Source organism: Calidifontibacter terrae, from assembly GCF_054778835.1.
In genome coordinates, this window is sequence record NZ_BAAGZF010000001.1 from 467488 (window position 1) to 491356 (window position 23869).

Here is a 23869-nt window from a genome sequence, read left to right on the forward strand (position 1 = left end):
ACTCCCGCCATGCCGTACGCGCTGCCGCGCGGATGGTGGTGAAGGTCGGGTCGAGTTCGTTGACCAGGCCCGGCGGTGGTCTTGATCCCGACGCCGTACAACGCCTGTCCGACGCGGTTGCGCGGCGGCGGCTGTCCGGCACCGACGTGGTGCTGGTCTCCTCGGGCGCCATCGCGGCCGGGCTCGAACCGTTGGGTCTGACCCGACGACCGCGTGATCTGGCGACCCAGCAGGCGGCCGCCAGCGTGGGGCAGGGAGCGCTCGTTGCTGCGTACACCGCGGCCTTTGCGCGTCATGGTCTGGTCACCGGGCAGGTCTTGCTGACCAGCGACGACGTCACCCGCCGAGGTCACTACACCAACGCGCGCCGCACCCTGGAGCGATTGTTCGGGCTGGGTGTTGTTCCCGTGGTCAACGAGAACGACACCGTCGCCACCCACGAGATCCGGTTCGGCGACAACGACCGGTTGGCCGCCTTGGTGGCTCACCTCATCGATGCCGACACCCTGGTGCTGCTTTCCGACGTCGACGGACTTTATGACGGGCCGCCCAGCCGGCCCGGCAGCAAGCGGATCGATGTCGTGAGTGACGAAACCCAACTCGACGCGATCGACATTGGTGGCAGTAGGTCTGGCGTCGGAACCGGCGGCATGGTGACCAAGGTCGAGGCGGCTCGGATCGCGACCTCGGCCGGGATCACGACGGTGCTCACCTCGGCGCAAGAGGCGGCTGAGGCGATCCTCGGCGAACCCGTCGGAACCCTCTTCGAACCGTTGCCCCGCACCCGTCACGCTCGACAACTCTGGTTGGCCCACGCGACGAGCCCGCGGGGCCAACTGCATCTCGACGAGGGTGCGGTGGCGGCCGTGGTGCAGCGCGGAAAGTCGTTGCTACCAGCTGGAATTCGCTCGGTAGCCGGCCGTTTTGTCGCCGGTGATGCCGTCGACCTCATCGCACCCGACGGGGTGCCGGTGGCCCGCGGCCTGGTCAACTACGACGCCCGCGAGCTGCCCGACATGCTGGGGCGGAGCACCAAGGAGTTGGCTCGTTCGTTGGGGCCGGAGTACGAACGTGAAGTGATCCATCGCGACGATCTCGTGGTGCTGCGGAAGGAACCCCGATGACCTCGGAACCGAACGACGCGAAGGCAACAGGCGAGTCCGACGCTCCCGACGAACAAGGCACGCAGGGCATGGCGACAGCGAAGAAGGAGTGGTGGGAAGACCAACGTCTGCCCTGGCAGGGTGCTCCGACAGCGGCTGACAAGCGCTGCTGGGTCGCGTTTGGTCTGCTGGGCGTCTACGGCCTGGCGATGCTCCCGCTGCGCGGATTCCTGCTCGGCCTCGGGTCTTACCCACTGGCATTCGTCACAGGTTCGAACATCGCGATGGTCGACATCGGCGCGAAGGCAGCCACCGGTCCCCAGCCGTGGTGGTGGGTCGCCTTGCTCGGCTCGGCGCTCACCTCAATCAAGTTCGACTGGATCTTCTGGTGGGCCGGCAAGCTGTGGGGCAAGGGGATCATCGACGTCATGGGTGGCCGCTCGCGCTGGGCTGCCCGAACCGCTGGCTACGCCGAGCGGTTGGCCAAGAAGTTCGGTGGACCGGCCATCTTCCTCGCGTGGTTCATCCCGTTCCTGCCCGGAGCAATCGTCGCCGCGTTTGTCGGCGATGTCGGCATGAAGGCCCGCACCTACATGTTCATCGACTTCCTCGGTGGCCTGGTTTACCGCGGACTGTGGATGTATCTCGGTTTTCGGATCGGTTCACCGGCCAAGGATCTGGTCAACCAGTTGTCGCGTTACGCCTGGTGGTTCGCCATCGTGATGATCGTGTTCATCTTCGTCAGCGCGTTCATTCGGGCACGGCGGGAACAGGCGGCGCGTTGACCCGGGTGCTGGTCACCGGCGGCTCGGGGGCACTGGGCAGCCACCTGCTGCGGGCCTTGGTCGGCCGCGGCGACGAGGTCGTGACCACGGTCCACCGCACCCCGGTCGACATCCCGTCCGTACGGTCGGTGCCGGTCGACCTGTCCGACGCCGCCGCGCTCCCGGAACTGGTCGAGAGCGTGCGGCCGGAACTGCTGATCAACGCCGCCTACGCGTACGCCGACTGGGACACCACGGCCGTCGCGCCGGTGCTGCTGGCCGGGTCGGCGGCGCGGGTGGGTGCCCACGTCGTCCACGTGTCCAGCGACGCGGTCTTCTCCGGCCACCGCCCCGCGTACGTCGAGACGGACCGGCCCGACCCGCTGATCCCGTACGGCGCGGCGAAGGCGGCCGCCGAGGTCGGCGTACGGGCGGTGGCGCCGCAGGCGACCATCGTGCGCACGACGCTGATCATGGGCCACTCGCGGGCGCCGATGGAGACGCTCGCCCGGGCCTTGGCCACGGGGGAGCGCGAGGGGGTCCTGTTCACCGACGACATCCGCTGTCCGGTGCACGTCGACGACCTGGCGGCGGCGATCCTGGAACTGGCCGACGCTCGCCGGGCCGGCATGTTCCACGTCGGTGGCCCGGACGCGTTGTCCCGGTACGAGATCGGTGTGCTGGTGTGCGAGCGCGACGGACTGCCGGCCGACCGGCTGCGCACCGGTCTGCGGGCCGACCTACCGGTGCCGGGTGCGCTCGACCTGCGGCTCGACTGCAGCGCGACGCAGAGCCTGCTCGGCACCCGTCTGCGCGGAGCCCGGGAGTTCCTAGGTCCGCGGGCATCCGGCACCGCGTGAGCCGCGAGCCGGAATCGGGGCCTGTGGACATCGTTTCCGGCACCGTGCCGGCGGCCACACTCCGAGCATGACCCTGTCGAGCTTTCCAGAACCCGTGGTCCCGCTGCGCTACGTCCATCCAGGCCGGTCGGGCGAACCGTGGACCGAGGACGACTACGAACAACTGGTCGAGATGTGTCGCGGCGGCGTCGGCTCGGCTGCCGTCGCCAAGGCCCTGCAGCGATCGGAAAGCCCGCTGATCGCGCGGGCCAAGAAGCTGCTTCCGCTCGCCGAGCGCGGGGTGCCGACCGACCTGGTGTTCGCCCACCTGCGACGGTTGCTGCAGGACGATGCGGGGTACGACTGGCGGCGCCACCTCGCCGAGCTGCCGCCGCCGCGCCCGGTCGTCAACAACATCCTGCCGCCGCCGCTGCACGCGGGGATCCCGGGTCTCACCGACGCACAACTCGTCGCGATCGCGTACGCCTTGAGCTGGGCTCCGGAAGCCGGCGTGTCTGCGGACGTGGCCGGTGCCGTCGCCGGTGAACTCGTCCGGCGCGACCTGGTGCAGGCGGTGCGCAGCAGGCTGGAACGCGACGCGGAGGAACGGGTGGACGACCTGCTCGAGCGCAGCACCGGGGGAGCCCGGTGGAGTCGTCCGTACTGGTGAGTCCGCTCAGCGAGTCCGCTCAATGAGTCCGCCCAATGAGTCCGCCCAATGAGTCCGCACGTGAACGAGCGCGTCACCACTCGTCCCCACGATGGTGCTGCTGGTCCCTGCGGCGGTGGAACGCGCGAACGATCCCGTTCGGCCACGCCTACCCTGGTGTCATGAGCACCACGGTCAGCGGTGAGTCCACCGCACGCGTCGAGGCTGCCGGGCGACGTGCCCGGGTCGCCGCCAAGAAGCTCGCGCTGTTGCGCCGTTCGGAGAAGGACGCCGCGCTGGTGGCACTCGCCGACGCGCTGCGCAAGGAGGCTGACCGCATCGTCGCCGCCAACGAGGAAGACCTCGAGCGGGGTCGCGCCGGCGGGATGAGCGCAAGCCTGCAGGACCGGCTGCGGCTGACCCCGGAACGCGTTGCGGACATCGCCGACGCGCTGCAGGACGTCGCCGCGCTCCCCGACCCGGTCGGCGAGGTCGTACGCGGCTCCACCCTGGCCAACGGGTTGCAGATCCGCCAGGTGCGGGTGCCGATGGGCGTGGTCGGAATGGTCTACGAAGCTCGCCCGAACGTCACCGTCGACGCTGCGGCGCTGGGGCTCAAGAGCGGCAACGCAATGATTCTGCGCGGCGGGTCGGCCGCGGGTTCGAGCAACGCCGTCATCGTGCAGGTGCTGCGCGAGGCGCTGGTGCATCACGGCCTGCCGGCCGACGCCGTACAACTGCTGGATGGCGGTCATGACGACGTCACCGCGCTGATCACCGCGCGTGGCCTGGTCGACCTGGTCATTCCGCGTGGCGGGGCCCAGCTCATCGAGACGGTTGTGCTCGGCGCGACCGTGCCGGTGATCGAGACCGGCACCGGCAACGTCCACGTCTACGTCGACGCCGCTGCTGATTTGACGATGGCCGGCGACATCACCTTCAACGCCAAGACCCACCGCCCCAGCGTCTGCAACGCGGCAGAGACCCTGCTGGTCCACTCCGCGGTCGCGGATCGGTTCCTGCCCGGGATGCTGGCGCGGCTGGCCGACGCCGGCGTGACGCTGTACGGCGACGACCGGGTCCGGGCGCTCGCGGGGGAGACCGCGGTCGAACCGGTCACCGATGACCTCTTCGACACCGAGTTCCACGGGCTGGAAATGAGTGTGGGCGTGGTCGACTCGCTGGACGACGCGGTCGACCACATCGACCGATTCAGCACCCATCACACCGACGTGGTGGTGACCGCGGATCGCGGTGTGGCGCGCGAGTTCGTGGCTCGTGTCGACTCCGCGGTGGTGATGGTGAACGCCTCGTCCCGCTTCACCGACGGCGGCGAGTTCGGGTTCGGTGCGGAGATCGGGATCTCGACGCAGAAGCTGCACGCCCGCGGCCCCATGGCGTTGGCCGAGCTCACGACGACCAAATGGGTCGTGGAGGGTGATGGTCAGATTCGCTGAGCCTGCGCCAGTCTGACTGCAATCAGTCCGCTCGGGGGGAGGTGGCGGCTGGCTTGGCTGCTGTGTTGGTTGCTGGGGCTGCCGCCGAGGAAGCCGCGGCGTCGGCGGAGTCGTACGCGATGTAATACGACGGTCGGGCGTGCTGGGTGAGGTAGATCCGGCCGACGTATTCCCCGATCAGCCCGATGCAGAACAACTGGACCGCGGCGAAGCCGGACACGATGACGACGGTGGAGGTCCAGCCGGGCAGCGCCTGGCCGAATGCCTTCATCGCAATCGCGTAAATGAACATCACCGTGGCGAGCGCGAAACCGGCGAGGCTGAACCAGGTGGCCAATCGCAACGGCGCGTGGGAAAAACCGGTGAGGGCATCGAAGGTGAGTTTCAACATCTTCGACAACGGGTATTTGGAGGTGCCCGCCGCGCGAGGGTCGCGCTTGTAGTCGACCGTGGTCGAGGGGAACCCAAGGGTGGGGACCGCGAGCCGCAGAACCCGGTTCGCCTCAGGCAGCGCGTTGATCGCGTCGACGGTGGCCCGCGACATCATCCGGAAGTCACCGGCGTCCATCGGGGCATCGACATCTGACCAGCGCCGCATCAGCAGGTAGAAGCCGCGCGCCGTGGTGCGTTTGAAGCGGGAGTCGGTGGCCCGGTCGGACCGCACCCCGTAGACAACGTCGACGTCGTCGCCGGTGGTGGCCGCTCGCCACATATCGGCGATGACCTCCGGCGGATCCTGCAGGTCGGAGTCGATCGTCACCATCCAATCGCCGCGAGCGGCGACCAGTCCGGCCGAGATCGCCGCCTGGTGACCGGCGTTCGTACGAAGTCGCAGCACCCGCAGTTCCGGCCACCGGCGCAGGTATTTCTGCAGCAGAACCGGCGTCTGGTCGCTGGATCCATCGTCGACGGCAACCACCTCGTAGGGCACCTTCAGATCGGCAAGAACAGGCCCGATCCGGTCGACGAAGAGGGGGAGGACCTCCTCCTCGTTGAACATGGGAACGACGATGGAGAGCACTGGCTTCATGGTGTCGGCAACTCTAAACGAGCACGCTGACAACGGACGTCGGGGCACCCGGTAGGCTGCGCTCATGACGTCGCGTGTCCTGACCATGATTGCCGAGCCCGACGTGCCGGCGTTGCACGAACACGAACTGCCCATGGCGCACCTCGCCTACGGCGGCATCGCCCTGTTGGTGTTCTTCCTGATGCTCGGCGTGTTGTGGTCCTTCCGCAACACCTCGCCGAAGGTGTCTGAGCAGGACGGTCACCGTCCGGGAAGCAACACCGGCGCCACCGATCACACGGGACCGACACACTGACCGTGCGCCTGGGGGTGATGGGCGGCACCTTCGACCCCATCCACCACGGCCACTTGGTCGCGGCCAGCGAAGTGCAGTCGCTGCTCGATCTCGACGAGGTGGTGTTCGTTCCTACCGGTCAGCCCTGGCAGAAGGCCGGCCGTGATGTTTCACCCGCCGAGCACCGCTACCTGATGACCGTCGTCGCGACCGCGTCCAACCCGCGTTTCACGGTCAGCCGGGTCGATATCGATCGACCGGGACCGACCTACACCCGCGACACCTTGCTTGACCTGCGTCGGCAACGGCCCGACGCGGAACTGTTCTTCATCACCGGCGCTGACGCGCTGAGTCAGATCCTGTCGTGGAAAGGCGTCGACGAGCTGTGGGACCTTGCCCACTTCATCGGCGTCACCCGGCCCGGCCACGTGTTGTCTGACAAGGGTCTGCCCAAACACAAGGTGGAGCTTAAGGAAGTGCCCGCGATGTCGATCAGCTCGACCGACTGTCGTGACCGGGTGCGTTCCGGCGAGCCGGTCTGGTATCTCGTGCCGGACGGCGTCGTCCAATACATCGGAAAGTATCGGCTCTACCAGCCTGACGGCGGAGAGCTGCAGGAGGAGCAGTCGTGAGTGCCACCCCAGAAGCGATCGAGTTGGCCCGTGCGGCCGCTCGGGCCGCTGACGTCCTGAACGCAACGTCGATCATCGCGCTTGATGTCAGCGAACATCTCGCGTTGACCGACGTCTTCGTCATCGCGTCGGCCGACAACGAACGCACGGTCGACGCGATCGTCCGCGAAATCGAAGATGCACTGCTCGAACGTGGCAGCAAGCCCGTTCGCCGCGAGGGTCGCGGTGAGGGCCGATGGGTGCTCGTCGACTTCGGCGACATCGTCGTTCACGTCCAGCACGACGACGAGCGGGAGTTCTACCAGCTTGAGCGTCTGTGGCGCGATTGCCCGACGATCGACCTCGAGCTGCCCGCCCGCGACGCCGAAAAAGAATGACCGGACCGGTCCCCGGACCGTCCGAGCGGTTGATGCTCGGTGCGAAGCCTCGTCGGCTGGTGGTGTTGCGCCACGGGCAGACGACCCACAACGCCGACGGTGTGTGGCAAGGGCAGCTCGACACCGAACTATCCGAGGTCGGTCTGCGCCAGGCCGCAGCGGCCGCAGAAGCGTTGCTGGACAGGCAGTTCTCGGCGATCTGGTCGAGTGATCTGAAGCGCGCTCACGCCACGGCGTTGTCGGTCGCCGGGGATCGACCGGTGCGCGTCGACCCGCGGTTGCGTGAGATCAACGTTGGCCTGTGGCAGGGCCGAACCATGGACGATGTCCGCGCTCACTACGGCCACGAACTGGACGCGATCGCGACGGGCGACGACGTACGCCGCGGTGAGACGGGGGAGACCGTCTCCGAAGTGGCGCAACGGGCGTCGGCCGCTGCCCGCGACCTCATCGCGCAACTGGACCCCGGGCAGAGCGCCCTGATCGTCAGCCACGGTGTCGCCGCCCGCGCGCTGGCCGCTGCCCTGGTCGGCATAGACCTGCACGCCGCTTGGCTCGGCCTCGCCGGCCTGCATAACTGTCATTGGGTGGAGCTCGCCGAGGGTGCTCACGGCTGGCGCATCGAGAAGTGGAACGCCGCCGCTCCATTGAGTCGGGACCTGCCATGAGGAAAAAAATCTCCGAGCACGGCGAACGCCGCCGCATCGCGCCGCAACGGCTGCAGCGATTGATGAACTTCTATCCGCCGTTCCTGGGCATGGGGTTGAAGGTCCGCGAGTTCAACGACGATGGGACGGCTTGTCGGGTTGAGCTGAAACTCAATCGCTTCAATCGCAATCAGCATGGCACCGCGTTCGGCGGCGCGATCGGTGCGATGTCCGACGCGTTCCATGCTCTCCTGCTGATGCACCAGCTCGGCAGCGACTACCACGTGTGGGACAAAGCCGCCGAGATCGAATTTGTGAGCCCGGGTGTCTCGAGCGTCTTCGGCCGCTTCGAGGTAACCGAGGAACAGGCCGCCGCGATCCGCGAGCAGGCAGCATCGGGGCAGAAGGTGCTGCCCTGGTTCGAGACCGAGCTGACGCTGGCCGACGGAACCGTCGTGGCCCGCGTACGCCGGCAGTTGTACGTTCGCAAGAAGCGCGAGCTGCGCGAACCTGCGTCGGCCTGACCGATACATACAGACGACCGAGCCCGGACCCATTGCGGTCCGGGCTCGGTCGTTTGGGACGAGGGTTAGCGGCTTGCTGCCTTGTGCCGGTTTTGTACGACGAAACCGGCGGCCACGATGATCGCGGCGAGCACCACCGACAGCACCAGCTCGAGCCGCTGGCCGGGCATGATCGCCATCAACGCCAGCACCACCACGATGAACGCGATCGTGGCGACGGTGAGGTAGGGAAAGAACCACATCCGTACGGACGCGTGGCTCATGTCGGTGGTCTGACGCATCCGCAGCTGGGACAGCGCGATCACGATGTAGACGAACAGGGCGATGGCTCCGGAGGTCGCAAGCAGGTAGCCGAAGATTTTGTCCGGCAGAACGTAGTTGCCGATGACACCGAGGAATCCGACGATGCTGCTGACGATGATTGCCGGCGCCGGGACACCGCGGCTGGTGACGTGGGACCACCCCTTGGGCGCGTCTCCTCGTTTGGACAGCGAGAACGCCATCCGCGAGGCGGTGTAGAGCGCGGAGTTCAGGCAGCTGGCCACGGCGGTCAGGATGACCACGTCGAGCACAGTCGTGAGACTGCCGAGACCGATCCGGTCGAGCAGGAACTGATAGGACCCCTTTTCCGCGAGTCCGGGATCCTTCCAGCTGATCAGGGCCACGACCACGAAGATCGAGCCCAGGTAGAACAAGGAGATGCGCCAGATCACCGAGTTCACGGCCTTGCGGATGCCGTGTTCCGGGTCGGGCGACTCGGCTGCAGCGATGGTGACGATCTCGGTGCCCATGAAGGTGAACATCGTGGTCAGCATGGCCGCGATGACGCCGGTGATGCCCTTGGGCATGAAACCGCCGTCGCCGGTGAGGTGGCCGATTCCGGAGGTGTGCGAGCCGGGCAACACACCGAAGACCGCCAACAGGCCGACGCTGACGAAGGCGACGATCGCCACGACCTTGATGATCGCGAACCAGAACTCGAACTCGCCGTAGTTTCCAACCGACAAGAGGTTGGTGCCCATCAGCAAGCCGGTGATCAGGAGCGCGAAGATCCACTGCGGCCAACCGGTCCAGTTGTTCAGGATCGAGGCACCTGCGGTCGCTTCGATCGGGATGACCACCACCCAGAACCACCAGTAGAGCCAGCCGATCGAGAAGCCAGCCCAGCGACCGAGTGAGCGGTCGGCGTAGGTGGAGAAGGACCCGGTGTCGGGGTGGGCCGTCGCCATTTCGCCGAGCATCCGCATCACCAACACGACAAGCGTGCCGGCGAGGGCGTAGGAGACCAGCACCGCGGGACCTGCCTTGGCGATGGCGTTCGCCGACCCTACGAACAGTCCAGCGCCGATGACGCCGGCGATCGAGATCATCGTGACGTGACGCTGTTTGAGACCTTGTCCGAGAATCGATTCCGTTGCGGGGGCGTCGGATTCGACGACTCCGCTGGACGGGGAAGGTGGAGTGTTCATGTGCCAACGGTGCCGCATCCGACCCTTCCGTGGGGGTCTGCGGTCGATTTGGAGTTGGGTGAGCCGCCGGGCTAGAGTAAGCCGGTCGCCGCGAGCCGGGGACACCTAGTACGGGGCATTGGCGCAGTTGGTAGCGCGCTTCCATGGCATGGAAGAGGTCAGGGGTTCGAATCCCCTATGCTCCACCAAGCGTTCTTCTTTCATACCTGCGTCGCGACGCGACCGGGCGAGGAAGGCGAACGTTCTTCCTCAAAGGGACGCGCTGCGGCGCGTCCCTTTGCGTTCTGGACGTTCTGCCGTGCTCGTTCGGGCAACCTGACGTGCCAGGGCGTCCTGAGCGGTCTGTGCGCCCGGAGTCGTACTGTCCTCGGCTGGGAGACCGTCGGTGTTTACCAAGGCCTGGTAGGTACGAGCAGCTCGACGGATGCTCGGATCGCTGAGAGTTGCATACGGCTCGGCCTTGGTGGCAGCGATCCTGGTCGTCTTCGCCGACCAGGATCTCGCGGAAGAACGTCTGGTTGATCCTCCGGCGGTCCATGGGCTGCCATCGGCATAGGCATCGTGGATCCGTGTCAGTTGCATCAACTCACGCGGATTTTGCGGCCGCGGCTGCCAGGATGTCGGGGTAGCGCTCGCCCATCCGCGCCGCGAGCGCCTGGGTGGCCTTCAGCGGGCGCGCCATCACCATGAAGTCGACGATCTTGCCTCCGTCGTCGAAGACCAGGAAGTCGCAGCCGGTGAGCTGGAGCCCGTCGACGGTCGCCTCGAACACGTAGGCGTGATGGGGGCCGTCCTGCATCTCGCGGACATAGTGAAAGTCCTCGAGGACCTCCACCACAGACCGCAGGATGGCCGCGGTGACCGCTTTGCCTGCGGCGGGTTGGAACGCCACTGGGCTGTGGAACACGACGTCATCGGCGAGCATTGTTTCCACCGCGTCCATGTCCTTGGCTTCGATCGCTGCACGGAAGGTTCCCATGACCGTCTCCTTGCTGAAAGTGGCTGACGTGGACGAGGCGCACGCTACCGCGCAACCGCACCCGTCGACCTGCGAATGAGCCCCCAAGTCGGTCAGTTGGGGGTGTCTAAGCTGACCGTCATGCCCTCGGACCCATCCGTCGGCCCGCCGACTTCCGAGTGGCCAGCAACGAAGGAGAGCGCGCGTGACCAGCGAACGGGAACGGATTCCAGCGCCGCTGCTGAAGCGCCGCCTACCGTCGGGCCGCGGTGCAATGATGCAGCCGAACGTGACCCACGACGGGGATGCGGCACTCACACCCCGCTTCTGGATCGCGATCGTGCTGACCGGCGTGGTCACCGGCTTGGCAGGAATTGCGCTGATGAAGCTGCTTCAGTTCGTGGCGTGGCTTGCCTTCGGCGCCCGCGATTTCGCTGACTTCGCCCCGAAGGTTGAGGCCGCTGCTCCGTGGGGCCGGCTCTGGCCGGTGCTCCTGGCCGGTGCGATCGCCGGCCCCGGTTGGTTCCTGCTGCGCCGATATACCGCCGGTCGCAAGTCGGAGGTGGATGACGTGCTGTGGACGGGGGAGGGGCGGCTGTCCTTCCGTCGCAGCCTCGGCACCTCCGTGTTGTCAGAGATCATCGTTGGGCTCGGCGCGTCACTGGGCCGCGAGGCGGCGCCGAAGCTGATGGGAGCGGTCTCGGGCAACGTCGTCGCGACCCGGCTCGGGCTCACCCCAGCGCAGTTGCGGTTGCTCGTCGCCTGTGGCGCTGGCGCTGGATTTGCTTGTGTCTACAACGTTCCGCTCGGTGGCGCGCTGTTCACCGCGGAGGTGCTGGTCGGGGCCGTGAACCTGCCGATTGTGCTTCCCGCCCTCACCTGCGCCGCGAGTGCCACGGCGACCGCCTGGATCGGACTGTCGAACAGCCCGACGTACGTCTACCTCCCGGACTTCAGCTACCACCCGAACTTGCTGGTGTGGTCACTCATCGCAGGCCCGATCATCGGCGCTGTGGCGGCCGGCTACGTGCGCCTGATCGGCATCATTTCGCACCACCGGGTGAAGGGTGCCTGGATGCTGGTGGCGCCGCTCTCAGCGTTCGCGGTGCTCGGTCTTCTCGCACTGCGGTGGCCGCTGCTCTATGGCAACGGGGCGGATATCGCCCACCTCGCCTTCCTCGGCTCGGGCTCACTGGCGTTGTTCCTGGCGCTCGCGCTGCTGAAACCGTTGGTGACCGTCATGTGTCTGGGCAGCGGTGCCTCGGGCGGACTGTTCACCCCGGTGCTCTCGACGGGTGCCGCTCTGGGTGCCGTCTTCGGAATCCTGTGGACGCATCTTTGGCCCGGGTCACCGATGGGCGCTTACGCCGTGATCGGTGCGGCAGCGATGATCGGCGCCGGCATGCAGGCGCCGCTGGCCGCGCTGGCTCTGATGCTCGAATTGATGCACGGCGGTTTCGACCTGATGGTTCCGATGGTCATCGCCACGGTGGCCGCAACCGCCGTCACGAGGTGGATTGATGGCTACTCGATCTACTCGGCGCGGCTCTCGGCTCCGGCCCACGTCTGAGGCCGCAACGCTGGCAGGTCCCGCCACACGTCGTGGCCACCCCGGCTGGGCCGGGCGCTCAGTCGGGCCAGACCCCAGAGCTGCCACGACGATGCGAACCGAGCAGGTGGGTGTCGACGATCCCGACGGCTTCCATCAGAGCGAACATCGTGGTGGGACCGACGAAGGAGAACCCCTTGCGCCGCAACGCTTTTGAAAGCACCTCCGATTCCGTTGTTCGGGTCGGTACGTCGGCGAACGACTTCGGTCGGGGCGTCTGCGATGGCTGGAACGACCAGATGAACGGAGCGAGTCCGCCCTCGTCGCGCAACTGGATGGTGGCCGCTGCATTCCCGATGGTCGCCCGGATTTTCGCCTGATTGCGGACGATCGAAGCGTCGTTCATCAATCGCTCAACGTCTGTCTCGGTGAAGCCAGCCACCACCTCCGGGTCGAAATCGGCGAACGCCTGTCGGAACGCCGGGCGCTTGCGCAGGATGGTCGCCCAGGACAGACCCGACTGGAAGGCCTCCAAGCTAAGACGCTCGAACATGCCGCGCTCGTCGCGAACCGGCATGCCCCACTCGGTGTCGTAGTACTCGCGTAGTAATGGGTCGACGCTCGCCCAAACCGGACGGGCCAGACCGTCGGGGCCGACGACGATTGCGCGGGTCGGCTCGCTCACGCAGCTCGCTCCAGCATCAGCAGGGCTGCCTTCGCCGCGGGGCCACCGCGGTAATTGCCCGAAGTCCCGTCGGATCGAACCACCCGGTGACAGGGCACCACGACCGGCAATGGATTCGTCGCGCATGCGGTTCCGACCGCGCGTACCGCTCCGGGGTTGCCGACATGTTCGGCGACGTCCCGATAGGACTGGGTCGTGCCGTAGCCGATCTCGGGCAGGTAATGCTGCACCACCGACCGGAACCCGGTGGACAGCGAGAAATCCAGCGGCAGATCGAAGCTGCGGCGCCGTCCGGCAAAGTAGTCCGTGATCTCGCTGGCGACCGGGTCGAGCCGCGATGGCGCCTGCAGGATGCGCGGGCCGAGCCTTCCGGCGAGGGCGTGCAGCACCGTGTCGAAGCCTTCGCACTCGAAGGCGACGCGCACCAATCCGCGGTTGGTCGCGGCCAGTAGTAGCGGCCCAACTGGAGTGTCGATCGTGCGGTAGGCGACCTCCAACAGACCGGCTTCGTCCGCCAGTCGGGCGAGGCGCTCATGCAGGATGGCGAGCTCTTCGGGCGACGCAGGAAATAGCTGCTGTGTTTGTTCTGGTGAGACAGGCCGGTCTGTCATGGCGCTCCTTCAAGGGATGTGGCGTAGTGGCGACGCAGGGCTTTCAGGCCGTCGGCGGCCGCCCGGCGTACGGCGTCGGGAGTGCCGCCGATCACAGCGGCGGTTTCGGTATGGGGCAGCCCGCCGAGGTAGTGATAGGCCAGCGCGAGCCGCTGTCGTTCGGGCAGCGCCGCGACCTGCGCCCAGAGATCGTCGTCGCCTGCTCCCGGCAGCCCGAGGGTCGAGGGTGCATCCGGCAGGTCTGCCGTCGGAACCGCTCGCCGACCTCGTACGACATCAATCGCTTTGCGCTGGGCAACCCGAACCAGCCACGCCTGCAATTGGGTGTCGGGCGCCAGATCCGGCCACGCGGTCAACGCGGCCAGAAAGGTCTCTGACCACGCGTCCTGCGCGTCGGCACCGGGGCCGAGCAGCGCACGACAAACCCGCAACACGACCGGGCCATGCTGCCGTACGGCGTATTCGAAAGGTTGGTCCATGACTCAGAACATCATGTTCAGAACAGCCGTGCCGCTGTCAGTTCGGCCGGTTCCTCCAACGCCAGCAAGCGGCGTTTGCGGTCGAGCCCACCGGCGTATCCGGTCAGTGACCCGTCAGCCCCCACCACCCGATGGCAGGGGACGATGATGCTCACCGGATTGTGGCCGACGGCCTGCCCTACGCGCTGGGCCAGGTGACGATTGCCGAGTCTTTCGGAGAGGGCGCCGTAGGTGGTGGTGGCGCCGTACGGGATTTCCAGCAACATCGACCAGACCTCCCGGAAAAAGGCGGCACCCTCCGCCCGAACCGGCACCGTGAAACCCCTGCGACTGCCGGCGAGGTATTCGTTGAGTTCTTCCTCGGCCTGAGCCAGCAGCGGGTCATCGCCGGCCTCGATGGTGCGGCCGTAGGGGTCGGCGCCCTTCGGCAGGTGCCAGTGACCCGGGAAGTAGATCCCCGCGATGGCGTCGGCGGTTGCCACCAGACGTAAGTCGCCCAGCGTGGTCGCAACCGTCGCGTTGCGGGTGTCGGTGGTGGTCATCACGATCAGTCTCCTCCTCATCACCCGGTAGTCGGGTGGGGGAGGGCAAACGTGAGGTCGGTGGGTTAGCTTTCTTCGGCGCTGCTCGCCTCGCTGTTTTCGGCGCCGTCTTCGGCGCTGCGCACCTTCGCGGCTCGCTCGCGCCGCATCCGCTCCCGCGGATCGGCATCGAGGGGTCGTTGCGCAGGACCGCCCCAGAGCAGCAGGGTGTAGCGGAATCGCCAGCCCAATCGGTAGCCGATCGACAGACCGGCCTTGCCCCTGGGGATCGGTGTGGGTTGCTGGCGGACGCGCGGAGGCATGCTCCGATCGTACGGACGGGTCGCGGGCCCGACACGCCGGGACCCGGCGTCCGAACGCTGGGATGGCGGCGTGGCGGCGTGATTCGCATGCCCGAGGGCCGTTACGGTGGCCGCGTCCGTCAGGTCAGGGGGTGACCATGGAACGCACGACAGGAACACCGTTCCGCAGGGTCGCGGCGGGAATCGCCGCGGTAGCGATGCTGGCTGCCTGCGGGCCCGGCGGCACCGCTGGAGCCAGTCGCGGGATTGCCCACTTGGGCAAGGTATCCGTCGATGGAACTGCTCGTCCGGACCCGACAGACCCTCTGACTGTCGCCACGCAACAATTGGCGATGTACGACTACGCCGGCGCCACCGCCACGCTGAAAAATGTGGCTGACCCCCGGGCCGCGCGGTTGCGCCGAACCATCGCCACCGCGCAGCGGGCCACCACGGCCTACCCCGACGACATGTCGATCTCGCACCTCTTCTATCACTCGCTGATCGTCGACCCGAAGCGCGCATTCCACTCGGGCTACAAGGTCCGGGGCTACCTCGACTACATGGTCACCGAGCAGGAGTTCAAGGGTCAGCTCGCGCAGATGTACGCCAAGGGCTACGTCCTGGTCCACCCCGAACGGATCGCTGCGCAGAACGCGTCCGGCGAGATGGTCACCAAGCCGATCATGTTGCCGCCGGGCAAGAAGCCCCTGGTTCTGTCGATCGACGACGTCAGCTATTACGACTACATGGTGGGCGACGGATTCGCCACCAACCTGATGGTCGATCCCAGTGGCAAGGTGCGCAACACCTACATCGATGCCCAAGGTGTTAAACACATCGGCGCTTATGACGTGTCGACCGTGGTCGATGATTTCGTGGGCGAACACCCCGACTTCTCGTATCAGGGCGACAAGGGCACGATCGCTTTGACCGGCTACAACGGGGTCTTGGGCTATCACTCCAGCTACCTGGCCTACGGCCACAACCCGGCCACCGATCAAGCGCGCAAGAGCGCCACGGCGGTCGCGGCGGCCATGAAGACGAGCGGGTGGAACTTCGCCTCGCACTCCTATGGCCACATCAACTTCACCAAGTCGCCACTGAGCAAGATCAAGCTCGACAACGAGCGCTGGAAGGCCGACGTCGAACCGATCATCGGACCGACGAAAGAACTGATCTATCCGTTCGGTGCCGACATAAGTGCCGTCAAGAAATACGGACCCGACAACGAGAAGTACAGATACCTCTACGACCAGGGGTTCCGCTACTTCGCGAACGTCGACTGGTCGAAGCCGGCGTGGATGCAGAACAACGGTCAAACGCTGCGACAGGCACGGATTGACGTTGACGGCATCACGATCGACGCTGCCCTGGCTGGGAAGCGAACGCCGTTGCCGGATTTCTTCGACGTGTCGGCGACGGTGGACCCGGAGCGGCTGGCCGCTGAGCGGGTCTTGTCGAAGAAGGATTCATCGAAAGAAGGCGGCGATAAGGCGCCAGCCAAGGGTGCAGATCAGGGCTGACGCGGGTAGCGCCGGCGGATCGCGCGCACTCCCTGACGGGCGGATTCGCCCGGTAGCGTCCAGCCACGATGCTTCGCGATGATCACCATCGGTGCGCCGATCGCGGTGGCGGCCAAGATGCCGATTTCCGGCGTGACGAACCCGTTCAAAAGAATGGCCACGCCGCTGGAAATGATCGCGCAGGTGGCGTAGAGCGTATTGCCGCCCAGGAACGCCGGCCGCCGCGACAGGATGATGTCGCGCACCATTCCACCGCCGACGGCGGTGATGACCCCGAGCAACAGCGACGGCAGCCAGCCCAGGCCGTACGACAGGGACTTCTGGGTGCCGACCGCCGCCCAGGTGCCCAATGCCAGTCCGTCGAGCGCCGGGTAGATGCGGTTCCAGAGGCGTCCCTCGAAGGTGATCAGGTAGGCGACCACCGCGGCGCCGACCGCGGTCATCAGGTAGGCGCTGTCGGTTAGGGCGACCGGGGTGCCCCGCTGCAGGAGGGTGTCGCGCAGCAAGCCACCGCCGAGAGCGGAGATGATCGCCAACACGGTGAAGCCGACCGGGTCGAGTCGTTCACGGCGGGCGATCTCGCCGCCGAGCAGCCCGTTCGCGGCGACCCCGATCAGGTCGACCGCCCGCACGATGTCGGCGAGCGATCCGCCCCGGGCGATCCCAACGAGGTCCACCTCGTGCAGGACGCTGAGCGTGCCGCTGTTCACCCCGAGGCCTCCCGCCGTGGTGCCGTGTCCATCGCCGATTGCGACAGAACCGATGCGAAACCTATCGCGGCGCGCGGCGGGTCAGCGCGTGCGTACGACGCGGGTCTCGTCCCAGACCGGTTCCGGCGCTTCGTAGACGCGACCGTCGGATCCGAAGACGAGGTAGCGGTCAAATCCCTTGGCGAACCAGCGGTCGTGGGTCACGGCCACCACGGTCCCTTCGAAGCCGTCGAGTCCCTCTTCGAGGGCTTCGGCGGAGTGCAAGTCGAGGTTGTCGGTCGGCTCGTCGAGTAGCAACAGGGTGGCGCCGCTGAGTTCGAGCAGCAGGATCTGAAAGCGAGCCTGCTGACCACCCGAGAGTGACCCGAAGGTCTGTTCGGCGCTATGGGCCAACTCGTAGCGGTCGAGGGCGCGGGAGGCTTGCTCGCGCGGCATGCCCTGCCGGTGGTCGTCGCCGCGATGCAGCACGTCTAGCAGGGTGCGTTGGTCCAGCGAGGCGTGTTGGTGTGTCTGGGCGAACCAGCCGGGCCGCACGCGTGAGCCGAGTCGGGCTGTTCCGGTGTGAGACACCGGGTCTGGTCTGAAGTCACCGACCGGTCGGTGTTCGGCGTCGGGGTCGCTGCCGCCGGCGGCCAGCAGCCGCAGGAAGTGGGACTTGCCCGAACCGTTCGACCCGAGCACGGCGACGCGTTCGCCATACCAAAGCTCGCAGTTGAAGGGCTTCATCAGGCCGGTCAGCTCGAGGCCCTCGCAGATGATGGCGCGTTTGGCTGTTCGGCCACCGGTCAGCCGCATGGTGACCTTCTGCTCGAAGGGCAGGGCCTCGGGTGGGCCAGCGTCAACGAAGCGTGCGAACCGGGTCTGGGCCGCTTGGTAGCGGGCTGCCATGTCGGAGTTATAGGCAGCCTTCTGCTTGTACATCAGAACCAGCGCCTTGAGCTTGGCGTGTTCCTCGTCCCAGCGCTTGCGCAATTCCTCCAGCCGGGCATTCCGGTCGCGGCGCGCTTGGTGATAGGTCGCGAACGAGCCGGGGTGCACCCAGCACGTCGCGCCGGAAGCCTGCGGCTCGAGGGTCGCGATGCGGGTCGCGACGGTGCTGAGCAGTTCGCGGTCGTGGCTGATCAGCAGGACCGTTTTGGGGGAGGCGTTCAACTGCTGTTCCAGCCACCGCTTGGTGGGAACGTCCAGGTAGTTGTCCGGCTCGTCGAGCAGCAGGACGTCCTCGGGGCCGCGCAACAACGCTTCGAGCACCAAACGCTTCTGTTCGCCGCCGGAGAGGGTGTCGACGTTGCGCCACTGCGCCTGCTCGAAGGGGACCGACAAGGCGGCGACGGTGCAGACGTCTGCGAGCGTCTCCCATTCGTAGCCCCCGACCTCGGCCCAGTCGACCAGTGCCTGGGCATAGTCGAGTTGGTCCTTTTCGCTGTCGCGCTCCATGATCGCCAGTTCGGTGCGATCCACCGCCGCGGCGGCATCCCGTGTTGCGCTCGGCGCGACGGTCAGCAGCAAGTCGCGCACCGTGACATTCTCGCCGGCGCGGCCGACCTTGCCAATGAACTGCGGCATGACCGCGATCTGACCGCTGCGGGTGATTGCGCCGTCATGGGCGGTGAGCTCTCCGGAGATGATCCGCAGCAGGGTCGTCTTGCCGGTGCCGTTCGGGCCAACGAGCGCTACTTTCGCGCCATCGCCGACTCGCAGACTGACTCCGCCGAGCAGCGGCCGACCGTCGGGAAGGAAGTAGTCGATCCCGTTGACGTCAATGTGTCCCACGAGGATCAAGGATCGCCCATCTGCCGGCGCTTTTCATGCCAATTTCGGCAGTGGCGAGCACGCGGTGAGGTTGGTCACGTTGCGGTCGGCAGATTTGGTCAGGCCAACAGCGCAGGTGTATTCTTTCGATATCGAAGAGTTCCAAACCGAACTTTGAGACACTGATCACACACCGCTTGGCAAAGGAGCCAATAGTCATGACCTCGTTCGCGAAGTCGATCAAGAGCCGCCGTGAGTCCCTGCGCACCCGTCGCGCGATCTCCAAGGCGATCGAGAACGCCGGCACCCCGGCGGCCCGCGACGACCTGATCATGGCGTGGCAGCGCACCGCTACTCGCTGATTGCGACCGCCGGCTGATCGCCTCGGGCGACCGTCCGTCTGCGCGCCGGACAAATCGTTAGAACAAAAATGCGGGTCCGGAAAGGTCATCGACCCTTCCGGACTCGCATTTTTGCGGCCGGGGCGAAACCCCGGCGCGGTTACTTCAGCTGGCTCGAACTGAGCGAGAGCAATCGGCGCGCGACGACCAGCAACTGGATCTGCTGGGTGCCCTCGAAGATGTCCAGGATCTTGGAGTCGCGGGCCCATTTCTCCAGCAGTTCGGTCTCGGCGTAGCCGGTCGCCCCACACAACTCGACGCAGCCGAGGGCGACGTCGACACACGTACGCCCCGCCTTCGCCTTGGCCATCGAGGCTTCCATCGAGTTCGGCTTCCCGTTGTCAGCCATCCACGCCGCGCGCAGCGCGAGCAGATAGGCGGCCTGGAAGTCGGCCTCGAACTGGATCAGCTTGGCGGCCGCATAGGACTGGCCGGCGACCGGCTTGTCCCAGTCGACCTCAACGCCGGCCTTGGCCAGCAGTTCGGTGGCCAGGTCGAGCGAGGCTCGCGTCAGACCGACCGCCATGGCAGCAACCAGCGGGCGGGTGTTGTCGAAGGTCTGCATCGCACCGCCGAAGCCGCCCTCGGTGCGGATCTCCGGGTCGCCCAGCAGGTCTTGGGCGGGAACCCGGCAGTCCTGGAGGCTGAACGCGGCGGTGTCCGAAGCGCGGATGCCGAGCTTGTGTTCCAGTCGCACCAACTTCATCCCCGGGTTGCTGCGCTCGACCACGAAGGACTTGATCGCCTTCTTGCCGAGGGAGCGGTCCAGGGTCGCCCAGACGACGACCAGTTCGGCGCGCTCGCCAGCGGTGACGAAGATCTTCTCCCCGTTCAGGACGTAGTCGTCGCCGTCCTTGGCCGCGGTCGTACGAATGGCGCCGGAGTCCGAGCCCGTGTCGGGCTCGGTGATCGCCATGGCCGCCCAGCGGTTGCCGTAGCGCTCCTTCTGCTCGTCATTGGCGACGGCCGCGATGGCAGCGTTGCCCAGGCCCTGTCGCGGGATGGACAGCGTCAGGCCGACATCGCCGCGGCAGGTCTCCATGATCGACAAAACGGAGGAGAGATTGGTGCCGTTGCGGTTGGCCTTCGCCGCCGACCCACGCTTGCCGGCACCGACGCCGGCCGGGTCCTCATCAGCGGTATCGGCAGCCTTCGCCGAACCGCTGGCGCCCGCGCCCTGACCGGCACCGGAATCGGACATCCCGTCGATCAACGCGGACAACAAGTCGAGCTCGCGCGGGTATTCGTGTTCGGCGAGGTCGTACTTGCGGCTGATCGGCCGGAACACCTCATCGGCCAACGCGGCGGCCTGCCCGAGCAGCGGGCGGAACTTCTTCGGAATCTCAAGATCAATCATCGAACGTCTCCTCCTCAGACCAGCAGGGTGCCCTCGAGCACCCCGGTGGCGCGCAGGTCGCGGAACCAGCGCTCGTTATCGAATTCCTTGACGAAGCCGTGGCCGCCGAGTAGTTGCACGCCGTCACTGCCGATCTGCATCGCGTGGCGAGCAGCCAGCGAACGGGCTTGGGCGATCAGCTTGCTCGCGTCCTTGCCGGCGTCGAGCTGGGCTGCCGCGCGCCAGACGACCAGACGCAGGGCGTCGGTCTCGATCGCGATGTTCGCGACGGTGAACGCGACGGCCTGCCGATAGGCGATCGGTTCGCCGAAGGCCTTGCGCTCGACGGTGTAGGTGGTGAGCTGGTCCAAGACCGCCTGACCCGTTCCGACCGCCGCGGCGGCCCAGCCGAGGCGGGCTCGACGTACGGCGTCGAGGTGGTCCTGCGTCGAGCCCAGCAGATTCGTGGCCGGCACGGCCACCTTGTCGAGGTGGAGTGTCTCGGTGTGCGCGGCGCGTAAACCCATGGCGGGGTCATCGGAGGTTGCGACACCGGTGGTGCCCGGTTCGACGATCACCAGGCGCGGTTCACCGTCGATCAGGGCCGACACGATCAGCAGATCGGCCGTTGACGCGCCAGGAACCAGCGACTTGCAGCCGGTGAGGACGATCGTGTCGCCCTCGCGCGTCGCGGTCGTGGAGGGTGCCAGCGGGTCGAACAGCGGCTCCGGCTCCATCAACGCGAGCGCGCCGGTGGCTGGCGACTTCTCGTCGGTAAAGGCTGGCAGGAAGGTGGCCTGCTGAGCCGAATCGCCATAGTTGGCAAGCGCATTCGCAACGGCGGCCGATGCCATCACGGCGACCGCGAGCCCCATGTCGCCACGGGCAAGCTGCTCCAACACCAGAGCGCTGGTAACGGCGGAACGCTCCTCGGCGATTCCGCCAAGCTCCGCAGGAACGCCCAACAGGGTCATGCCCATCGCGGCGGCCTGCTCGCGGACCTCGTCGGGCGCTCTGCGCTCGGCATCTGCGGTCGCGGCGGCGGGGCGCAGAACCTCGTCGGCCAGTTCGCGCGCCGCGTCGGCGATCATCTGCTGGTCTTCGCTGGGCGTCAGGTCGAACTGGCGCCGCGGCTTCGTTGACTTCGGACGGGTGGGGTCGCCGGCGGCCGGCTTGCGGGTGAACGCGCGACCGGCAACGGTCTGCGCCTTGAATCCACCCTTGGCACCCTTGTAAAGGATCTGCTCCATCTTGGAGCGGATTGCCGGATTCTTCATCGCCTCGAGACCACCGGCCCGGGTGATCAACCGCATGCCCAGCGCCTGCCCCTTCTCGGCGAGCGACGGCTTGCTCTGGCTCGACATCTCGTGCCTTTCGTTCGCGGGTGTGGTGGCCCGTTTTCAGGGCCCTGCGCACGAGGGTAACGGATGTCGGTACTCGAAGTATCGGTAACAACGCGCACCGTTTACTGGCGGGTATCCCCACGCATCGCCGCAACAACCGCCTCGAAGCGGCTCTGGTCGAGCACCGCACCCTCCCGGCGTACGGCATCCGGGGCGACACGCAGGATCCGGTTGATCCGCACCTCGCTGGGGCGCCCGCGGGTATCCCAGGAGCCGGAGCCGATGTCGACCCAGTCGCGGCCAACGCCGTGCTCCTGCGCCGCGTCGCGGTCATGGTCCTTACTGGTCAGCGGCAGCGCGAGCAGCCACGGCCCGTCGCGACCGACGAGTAGGACTGGACGGTCCTTGCCCTTGGTGTAGTCCTCCTCGTAGGGAACCCAGGTCCAGACGATCTCGCCCGGATCGGGTCGACCGTCCCGGTTTGGTGTGTAGGACACCTGCGGGGTGCCGTGGAAATCGCCCGGATATCCCGGGCGCTCTACGGGAGCGGCGGGAGGTGTCTTTCGGGAGGTGCGCGGCGTTCGTACGGCGCGCAGGACGCGATCCAGGAAGCTCATGGCGTCTACTTCAGCAGGTCCTCGACGCTCGCACCGCGAATCGAAAGGTCGAGAACCGTGGCGATATGCGCGGTGCCGACGTGACCACCGAGTCGTTCGACGCCGAGCGCGATCTGCATGATGCACCCGGGGTTGGCCGTCACCAGGACCTGCGCACCGGTGTCAATCACGTTGCGCGCCTTGGCGTTTCCCAGTTCCTGCGCCGGTTGCGGGTTGAGGATGTTGTAGACACCGGCAGACCCGCAGCAGATCGCGGCATCCTTGATCTCGTGGACCTCAAGTCCCGGGATGGCGTGGAGCAACTGCCGCGGTTGGTCGCGGATCCCCTGAGCGTGGCCCAGGTGGCAGGCATCGTGATAGGCCACCGAGATCGGCAGCGGGTGGCGCTGTGCCCGCGGGCCGATCTCGACCAACAACTCCGAGAGGTCTCGCACCTTCGCTCGGAACTCGGCCACCCGGGGGAGCGCGGCAGGGGCGTCGTCCTGCAACAGGAACTCGTAGTCCTTCATCGCGCTGCCGCAGCCGGCGGAGTTCACCACGATGTGGTCGACGTCGTAGGCCGCGAAGGTGTCGATCAACGAGCGGGCGAAGCCGGCGGCTTCTTCCTCGCGCCCCGAGTGAGCAGACAGGGCCCCGCAGCAGCCCTGACCGCGGGGGACGATCACGCGGACACCCTCGGCGGCCAGCACGCGCGCGGTCGCGGCATTCACGCCGCTGAAGAAGGCGTCCTGAACGCAGCCAGTCAGCAGGGCCACAGTGGCTCGTTGTTCACCCTGGGCAGGGATCACCTCGGGGAGGTCTTCTCGCTGGGTGAGTTCCGGGGTGAGGCGGTGCAGCATCGCCAACGATGGCGAGATCCGTTCCAGCAGACCAGATTTCGATAACACGCGGTCAAGACCAACCTTTTGGGTCAACCGCAAGGGGCCGGTGAGTCGGCGTAGCCGGGCGGGGTAAGGGAAGAGCGCGAAGATCACCGAGCGCAGCGCGCGTTCGGCGTGGGGCCGTTCGACATTCCGTTCGACTTGGGCGCGGGTCTGCTCCAGCAAGCGGTCGTATTGGACCCCGCTGGGGCAAGCCGTCACGCAGGCCATGCAGCCGAGGCAAGCATCGAAATGGCCAGCGACGGTGTCGGTGAGTTCGGCTCCCTCGTTGACCGACTTCATCAGATGAATCCGCCCGCGAGGGCTGTCCATCTCCTCACCCCACAGGACGTACGTCGGACATGTCGGCAGACAGAAGCCGCAATGCACGCAGTCGCTGATGAGGTCGTCGTCGGGGCGGTGGTGGTCATCGAAGGTGCGGATGTCGGTCATG

The 23869-nt window shown here is 66.7% G+C and carries 27 protein-coding genes and 1 tRNA gene; 14 read left to right on the plus strand and 14 right to left on the minus strand.

Features of this window, described 5'->3' with window-relative positions:
• Nucleotides 1-32 precede the first annotated feature (32 nt).
• The 5 genes from proB to ACYU98_RS02265 all read left to right on the plus strand — a co-directional run bounded on the left by proB (nt 33) and on the right by ACYU98_RS02265 (nt 4812).
• Nucleotides 33-1124 carry a glutamate 5-kinase gene (gene proB, locus ACYU98_RS02245; protein ID WP_460466638.1) on the plus strand — a complete coding sequence of 364 codons (1092 nt, stop codon included), beginning with the start codon at nt 33-35 and terminating at the stop codon, nt 1122-1124.
• Complete coding sequence (locus tag ACYU98_RS02250) at nt 1121-1888, plus strand: DedA family protein (protein ID WP_460466549.1); 768 nt, start codon at nt 1121-1123, stop codon at nt 1886-1888. The genes proB and ACYU98_RS02250 overlap by 4 nt, the downstream gene beginning before the upstream one ends.
• Before the next feature lie 5 nt (nt 1889-1893).
• Nucleotides 1894-2727 (plus strand): SDR family oxidoreductase, encoded by an 834-nt coding sequence (locus tag ACYU98_RS02255; protein ID WP_460466639.1) that lies wholly within the window; start codon nt 1894-1896, stop codon nt 2725-2727.
• A 67-nt stretch (nt 2728-2794) separates the two neighbouring features.
• Nucleotides 2795-3376 (plus strand): hypothetical protein, encoded by a 582-nt coding sequence (locus ACYU98_RS02260; protein WP_460466550.1) that lies wholly within the window; start codon nt 2795-2797, stop codon nt 3374-3376.
• A gap of 161 nt (nt 3377-3537) precedes the next feature.
• Nucleotides 3538-4812 (plus strand): glutamate-5-semialdehyde dehydrogenase, encoded by a 1275-nt coding sequence (locus ACYU98_RS02265; protein WP_460466551.1) that lies wholly within the window; start codon nt 3538-3540, stop codon nt 4810-4812.
• A 22-nt stretch (nt 4813-4834) separates the two neighbouring features.
• Here the strand turns inward: ACYU98_RS02265 and ACYU98_RS02270 are convergent, their stop codons facing one another.
• Nucleotides 4835-5842, minus strand: a complete 1008-nt coding sequence (locus ACYU98_RS02270; RefSeq protein WP_460466552.1) for a glycosyltransferase family 2 protein — start codon at nt 5840-5842, stop codon at nt 4835-4837.
• A gap of 64 nt (nt 5843-5906) precedes the next feature.
• On the opposite strand from ACYU98_RS02270, the gene ACYU98_RS02275 reads away from it, so the two are divergent.
• From ACYU98_RS02275 to ACYU98_RS02295, 5 genes are read left to right on the plus strand one after another with little or no spacing between them, the layout of a single operon-like run.
• Entirely contained in the window at nt 5907-6137 is a 231-nt protein-coding gene (locus ACYU98_RS02275; protein WP_460466553.1) for a hypothetical protein, read from the plus strand.
• Between the two features lie 2 nt (nt 6138-6139).
• Nucleotides 6140-6748, plus strand: a complete 609-nt coding sequence (gene nadD, locus ACYU98_RS02280) for a nicotinate-nucleotide adenylyltransferase (protein ID WP_460466554.1) — start codon at nt 6140-6142, stop codon at nt 6746-6748.
• Nucleotides 6745-7125 carry a ribosome silencing factor gene (gene rsfS / locus ACYU98_RS02285; protein ID WP_460466555.1) on the plus strand — a complete coding sequence of 127 codons (381 nt, stop codon included), beginning with the start codon at nt 6745-6747 and terminating at the stop codon, nt 7123-7125. Before nadD ends, rsfS begins: the two co-directional genes overlap by 4 nt.
• The gene (locus tag ACYU98_RS02290; protein ID WP_460466556.1) at nt 7122-7793 is read left to right on the plus strand and encodes a histidine phosphatase family protein; all 672 of its coding nucleotides are present in this window, start codon (nt 7122-7124) and stop codon (nt 7791-7793) included. The genes rsfS and ACYU98_RS02290 overlap by 4 nt, the downstream gene beginning before the upstream one ends.
• A complete protein-coding gene (locus ACYU98_RS02295) occupies nt 7790-8296 on the plus strand; it encodes a DUF4442 domain-containing protein (RefSeq protein ID WP_460466557.1) in 507 nt (168 codons plus the stop codon). Before ACYU98_RS02290 ends, ACYU98_RS02295 begins: the two co-directional genes overlap by 4 nt.
• Before the next feature lie 65 nt (nt 8297-8361).
• On the opposite strand, the gene ACYU98_RS02300 is transcribed toward ACYU98_RS02295, so the two are convergent.
• Entirely contained in the window at nt 8362-9765 is a 1404-nt protein-coding gene (locus ACYU98_RS02300; protein WP_460466558.1) for an amino acid permease, read from the minus strand.
• Between the two features lie 112 nt (nt 9766-9877).
• Here ACYU98_RS02300 and ACYU98_RS02305 point away from each other — a divergent pair.
• Nucleotides 9878-9953, plus strand: a tRNA-Ala gene (locus ACYU98_RS02305).
• 398 nt (nt 9954-10351) lie between these two features.
• Here ACYU98_RS02305 and ACYU98_RS02310 read toward each other — a convergent pair.
• A complete protein-coding gene (locus ACYU98_RS02310; protein WP_460466559.1) occupies nt 10352-10744 on the minus strand; it encodes a nuclear transport factor 2 family protein in 393 nt (130 codons plus the stop codon).
• Nucleotides 10745-10928: 184 nt separating this feature from the next.
• Here ACYU98_RS02310 and ACYU98_RS02315 point away from each other — a divergent pair, with 184 nt between their 5' ends.
• Complete coding sequence (locus ACYU98_RS02315; RefSeq protein WP_460466560.1) at nt 10929-12293, plus strand: chloride channel protein; 1365 nt, start codon at nt 10929-10931, stop codon at nt 12291-12293.
• Between the two features lie 58 nt (nt 12294-12351).
• On the opposite strand, the gene ACYU98_RS02320 is transcribed toward ACYU98_RS02315, so the two are convergent.
• The 5 genes from ACYU98_RS02320 to ACYU98_RS02340 all read right to left on the minus strand — a co-directional run bounded on the left by ACYU98_RS02320 (nt 12352) and on the right by ACYU98_RS02340 (nt 14891).
• Entirely contained in the window at nt 12352-12957 is a 606-nt protein-coding gene (locus ACYU98_RS02320) for a DNA-3-methyladenine glycosylase I (RefSeq protein WP_460466561.1), read from the minus strand.
• The gene (locus ACYU98_RS02325) at nt 12954-13568 is read right to left on the minus strand and encodes a methylated-DNA--[protein]-cysteine S-methyltransferase (protein ID WP_460466562.1); all 615 of its coding nucleotides are present in this window, start codon (nt 13566-13568) and stop codon (nt 12954-12956) included. The genes ACYU98_RS02320 and ACYU98_RS02325 overlap by 4 nt, the downstream gene beginning before the upstream one ends.
• Entirely contained in the window at nt 13565-14047 is a 483-nt protein-coding gene (locus ACYU98_RS02330) for an RNA polymerase sigma factor (protein WP_460466563.1), read from the minus strand. The genes ACYU98_RS02325 and ACYU98_RS02330 overlap by 4 nt, the downstream gene beginning before the upstream one ends.
• A gap of 17 nt (nt 14048-14064) precedes the next feature.
• Nucleotides 14065-14589, minus strand: coding sequence for a methylated-DNA--[protein]-cysteine S-methyltransferase (locus ACYU98_RS02335; protein ID WP_460466564.1), 525 nt, complete (start codon nt 14587-14589; stop codon nt 14065-14067).
• 65 nt (nt 14590-14654) lie between these two features.
• Entirely contained in the window at nt 14655-14891 is a 237-nt protein-coding gene (locus ACYU98_RS02340) for a hypothetical protein (protein ID WP_460466565.1), read from the minus strand.
• 137 nt (nt 14892-15028) lie between these two features.
• On the opposite strand from ACYU98_RS02340, the gene ACYU98_RS02345 reads away from it, so the two are divergent.
• Complete coding sequence (locus ACYU98_RS02345; RefSeq protein WP_460466566.1) at nt 15029-16396, plus strand: polysaccharide deacetylase family protein; 1368 nt, start codon at nt 15029-15031, stop codon at nt 16394-16396.
• On the opposite strand, the gene ACYU98_RS02350 is transcribed toward ACYU98_RS02345, so the two are convergent.
• Together ACYU98_RS02350 and ACYU98_RS02355 are read right to left on the minus strand one after the other, a co-directional pair.
• Complete coding sequence (locus ACYU98_RS02350) at nt 16387-17106, minus strand: trimeric intracellular cation channel family protein (protein WP_460466567.1); 720 nt, start codon at nt 17104-17106, stop codon at nt 16387-16389. The genes ACYU98_RS02345 and ACYU98_RS02350 overlap by 10 nt on opposite strands.
• Before the next feature lie 81 nt (nt 17107-17187).
• Nucleotides 17188-18879 carry an ABC-F family ATP-binding cassette domain-containing protein gene (locus tag ACYU98_RS02355; RefSeq protein ID WP_460466568.1) on the minus strand — a complete coding sequence of 564 codons (1692 nt, stop codon included), beginning with the start codon at nt 18877-18879 and terminating at the stop codon, nt 17188-17190.
• A gap of 197 nt (nt 18880-19076) precedes the next feature.
• Here ACYU98_RS02355 and ACYU98_RS02360 point away from each other — a divergent pair, with 197 nt between their 5' ends.
• Entirely contained in the window at nt 19077-19220 is a 144-nt protein-coding gene (locus tag ACYU98_RS02360; RefSeq protein WP_460466569.1) for a hypothetical protein, read from the plus strand.
• A gap of 139 nt (nt 19221-19359) precedes the next feature.
• Here ACYU98_RS02360 and ACYU98_RS02365 read toward each other — a convergent pair whose 3' ends face one another.
• The 4 genes from ACYU98_RS02365 to ACYU98_RS02380 all read right to left on the minus strand — a co-directional run bounded on the left by ACYU98_RS02365 (nt 19360) and on the right by ACYU98_RS02380 (nt 23868).
• On the minus strand, nt 19360-20616 hold the full coding sequence (locus ACYU98_RS02365; RefSeq protein ID WP_460466570.1) for an acyl-CoA dehydrogenase family protein: 1257 nt from the start codon (nt 20614-20616) through the stop codon (nt 19360-19362).
• Between the two features lie 14 nt (nt 20617-20630).
• Nucleotides 20631-21959 (minus strand): acyl-CoA dehydrogenase family protein, encoded by a 1329-nt coding sequence (locus tag ACYU98_RS02370; protein WP_460466571.1) that lies wholly within the window; start codon nt 21957-21959, stop codon nt 20631-20633.
• Nucleotides 21960-22060: 101 nt separating this feature from the next.
• Nucleotides 22061-22555, minus strand: coding sequence for a type II toxin-antitoxin system PemK/MazF family toxin (locus tag ACYU98_RS02375; RefSeq protein ID WP_460466572.1), 495 nt, complete (start codon nt 22553-22555; stop codon nt 22061-22063).
• Between the two features lie 5 nt (nt 22556-22560).
• A complete protein-coding gene (locus tag ACYU98_RS02380; RefSeq protein ID WP_460466573.1) occupies nt 22561-23868 on the minus strand; it encodes a (Fe-S)-binding protein in 1308 nt (435 codons plus the stop codon).
• Nucleotide 23869 lies beyond the last annotated feature (1 nt).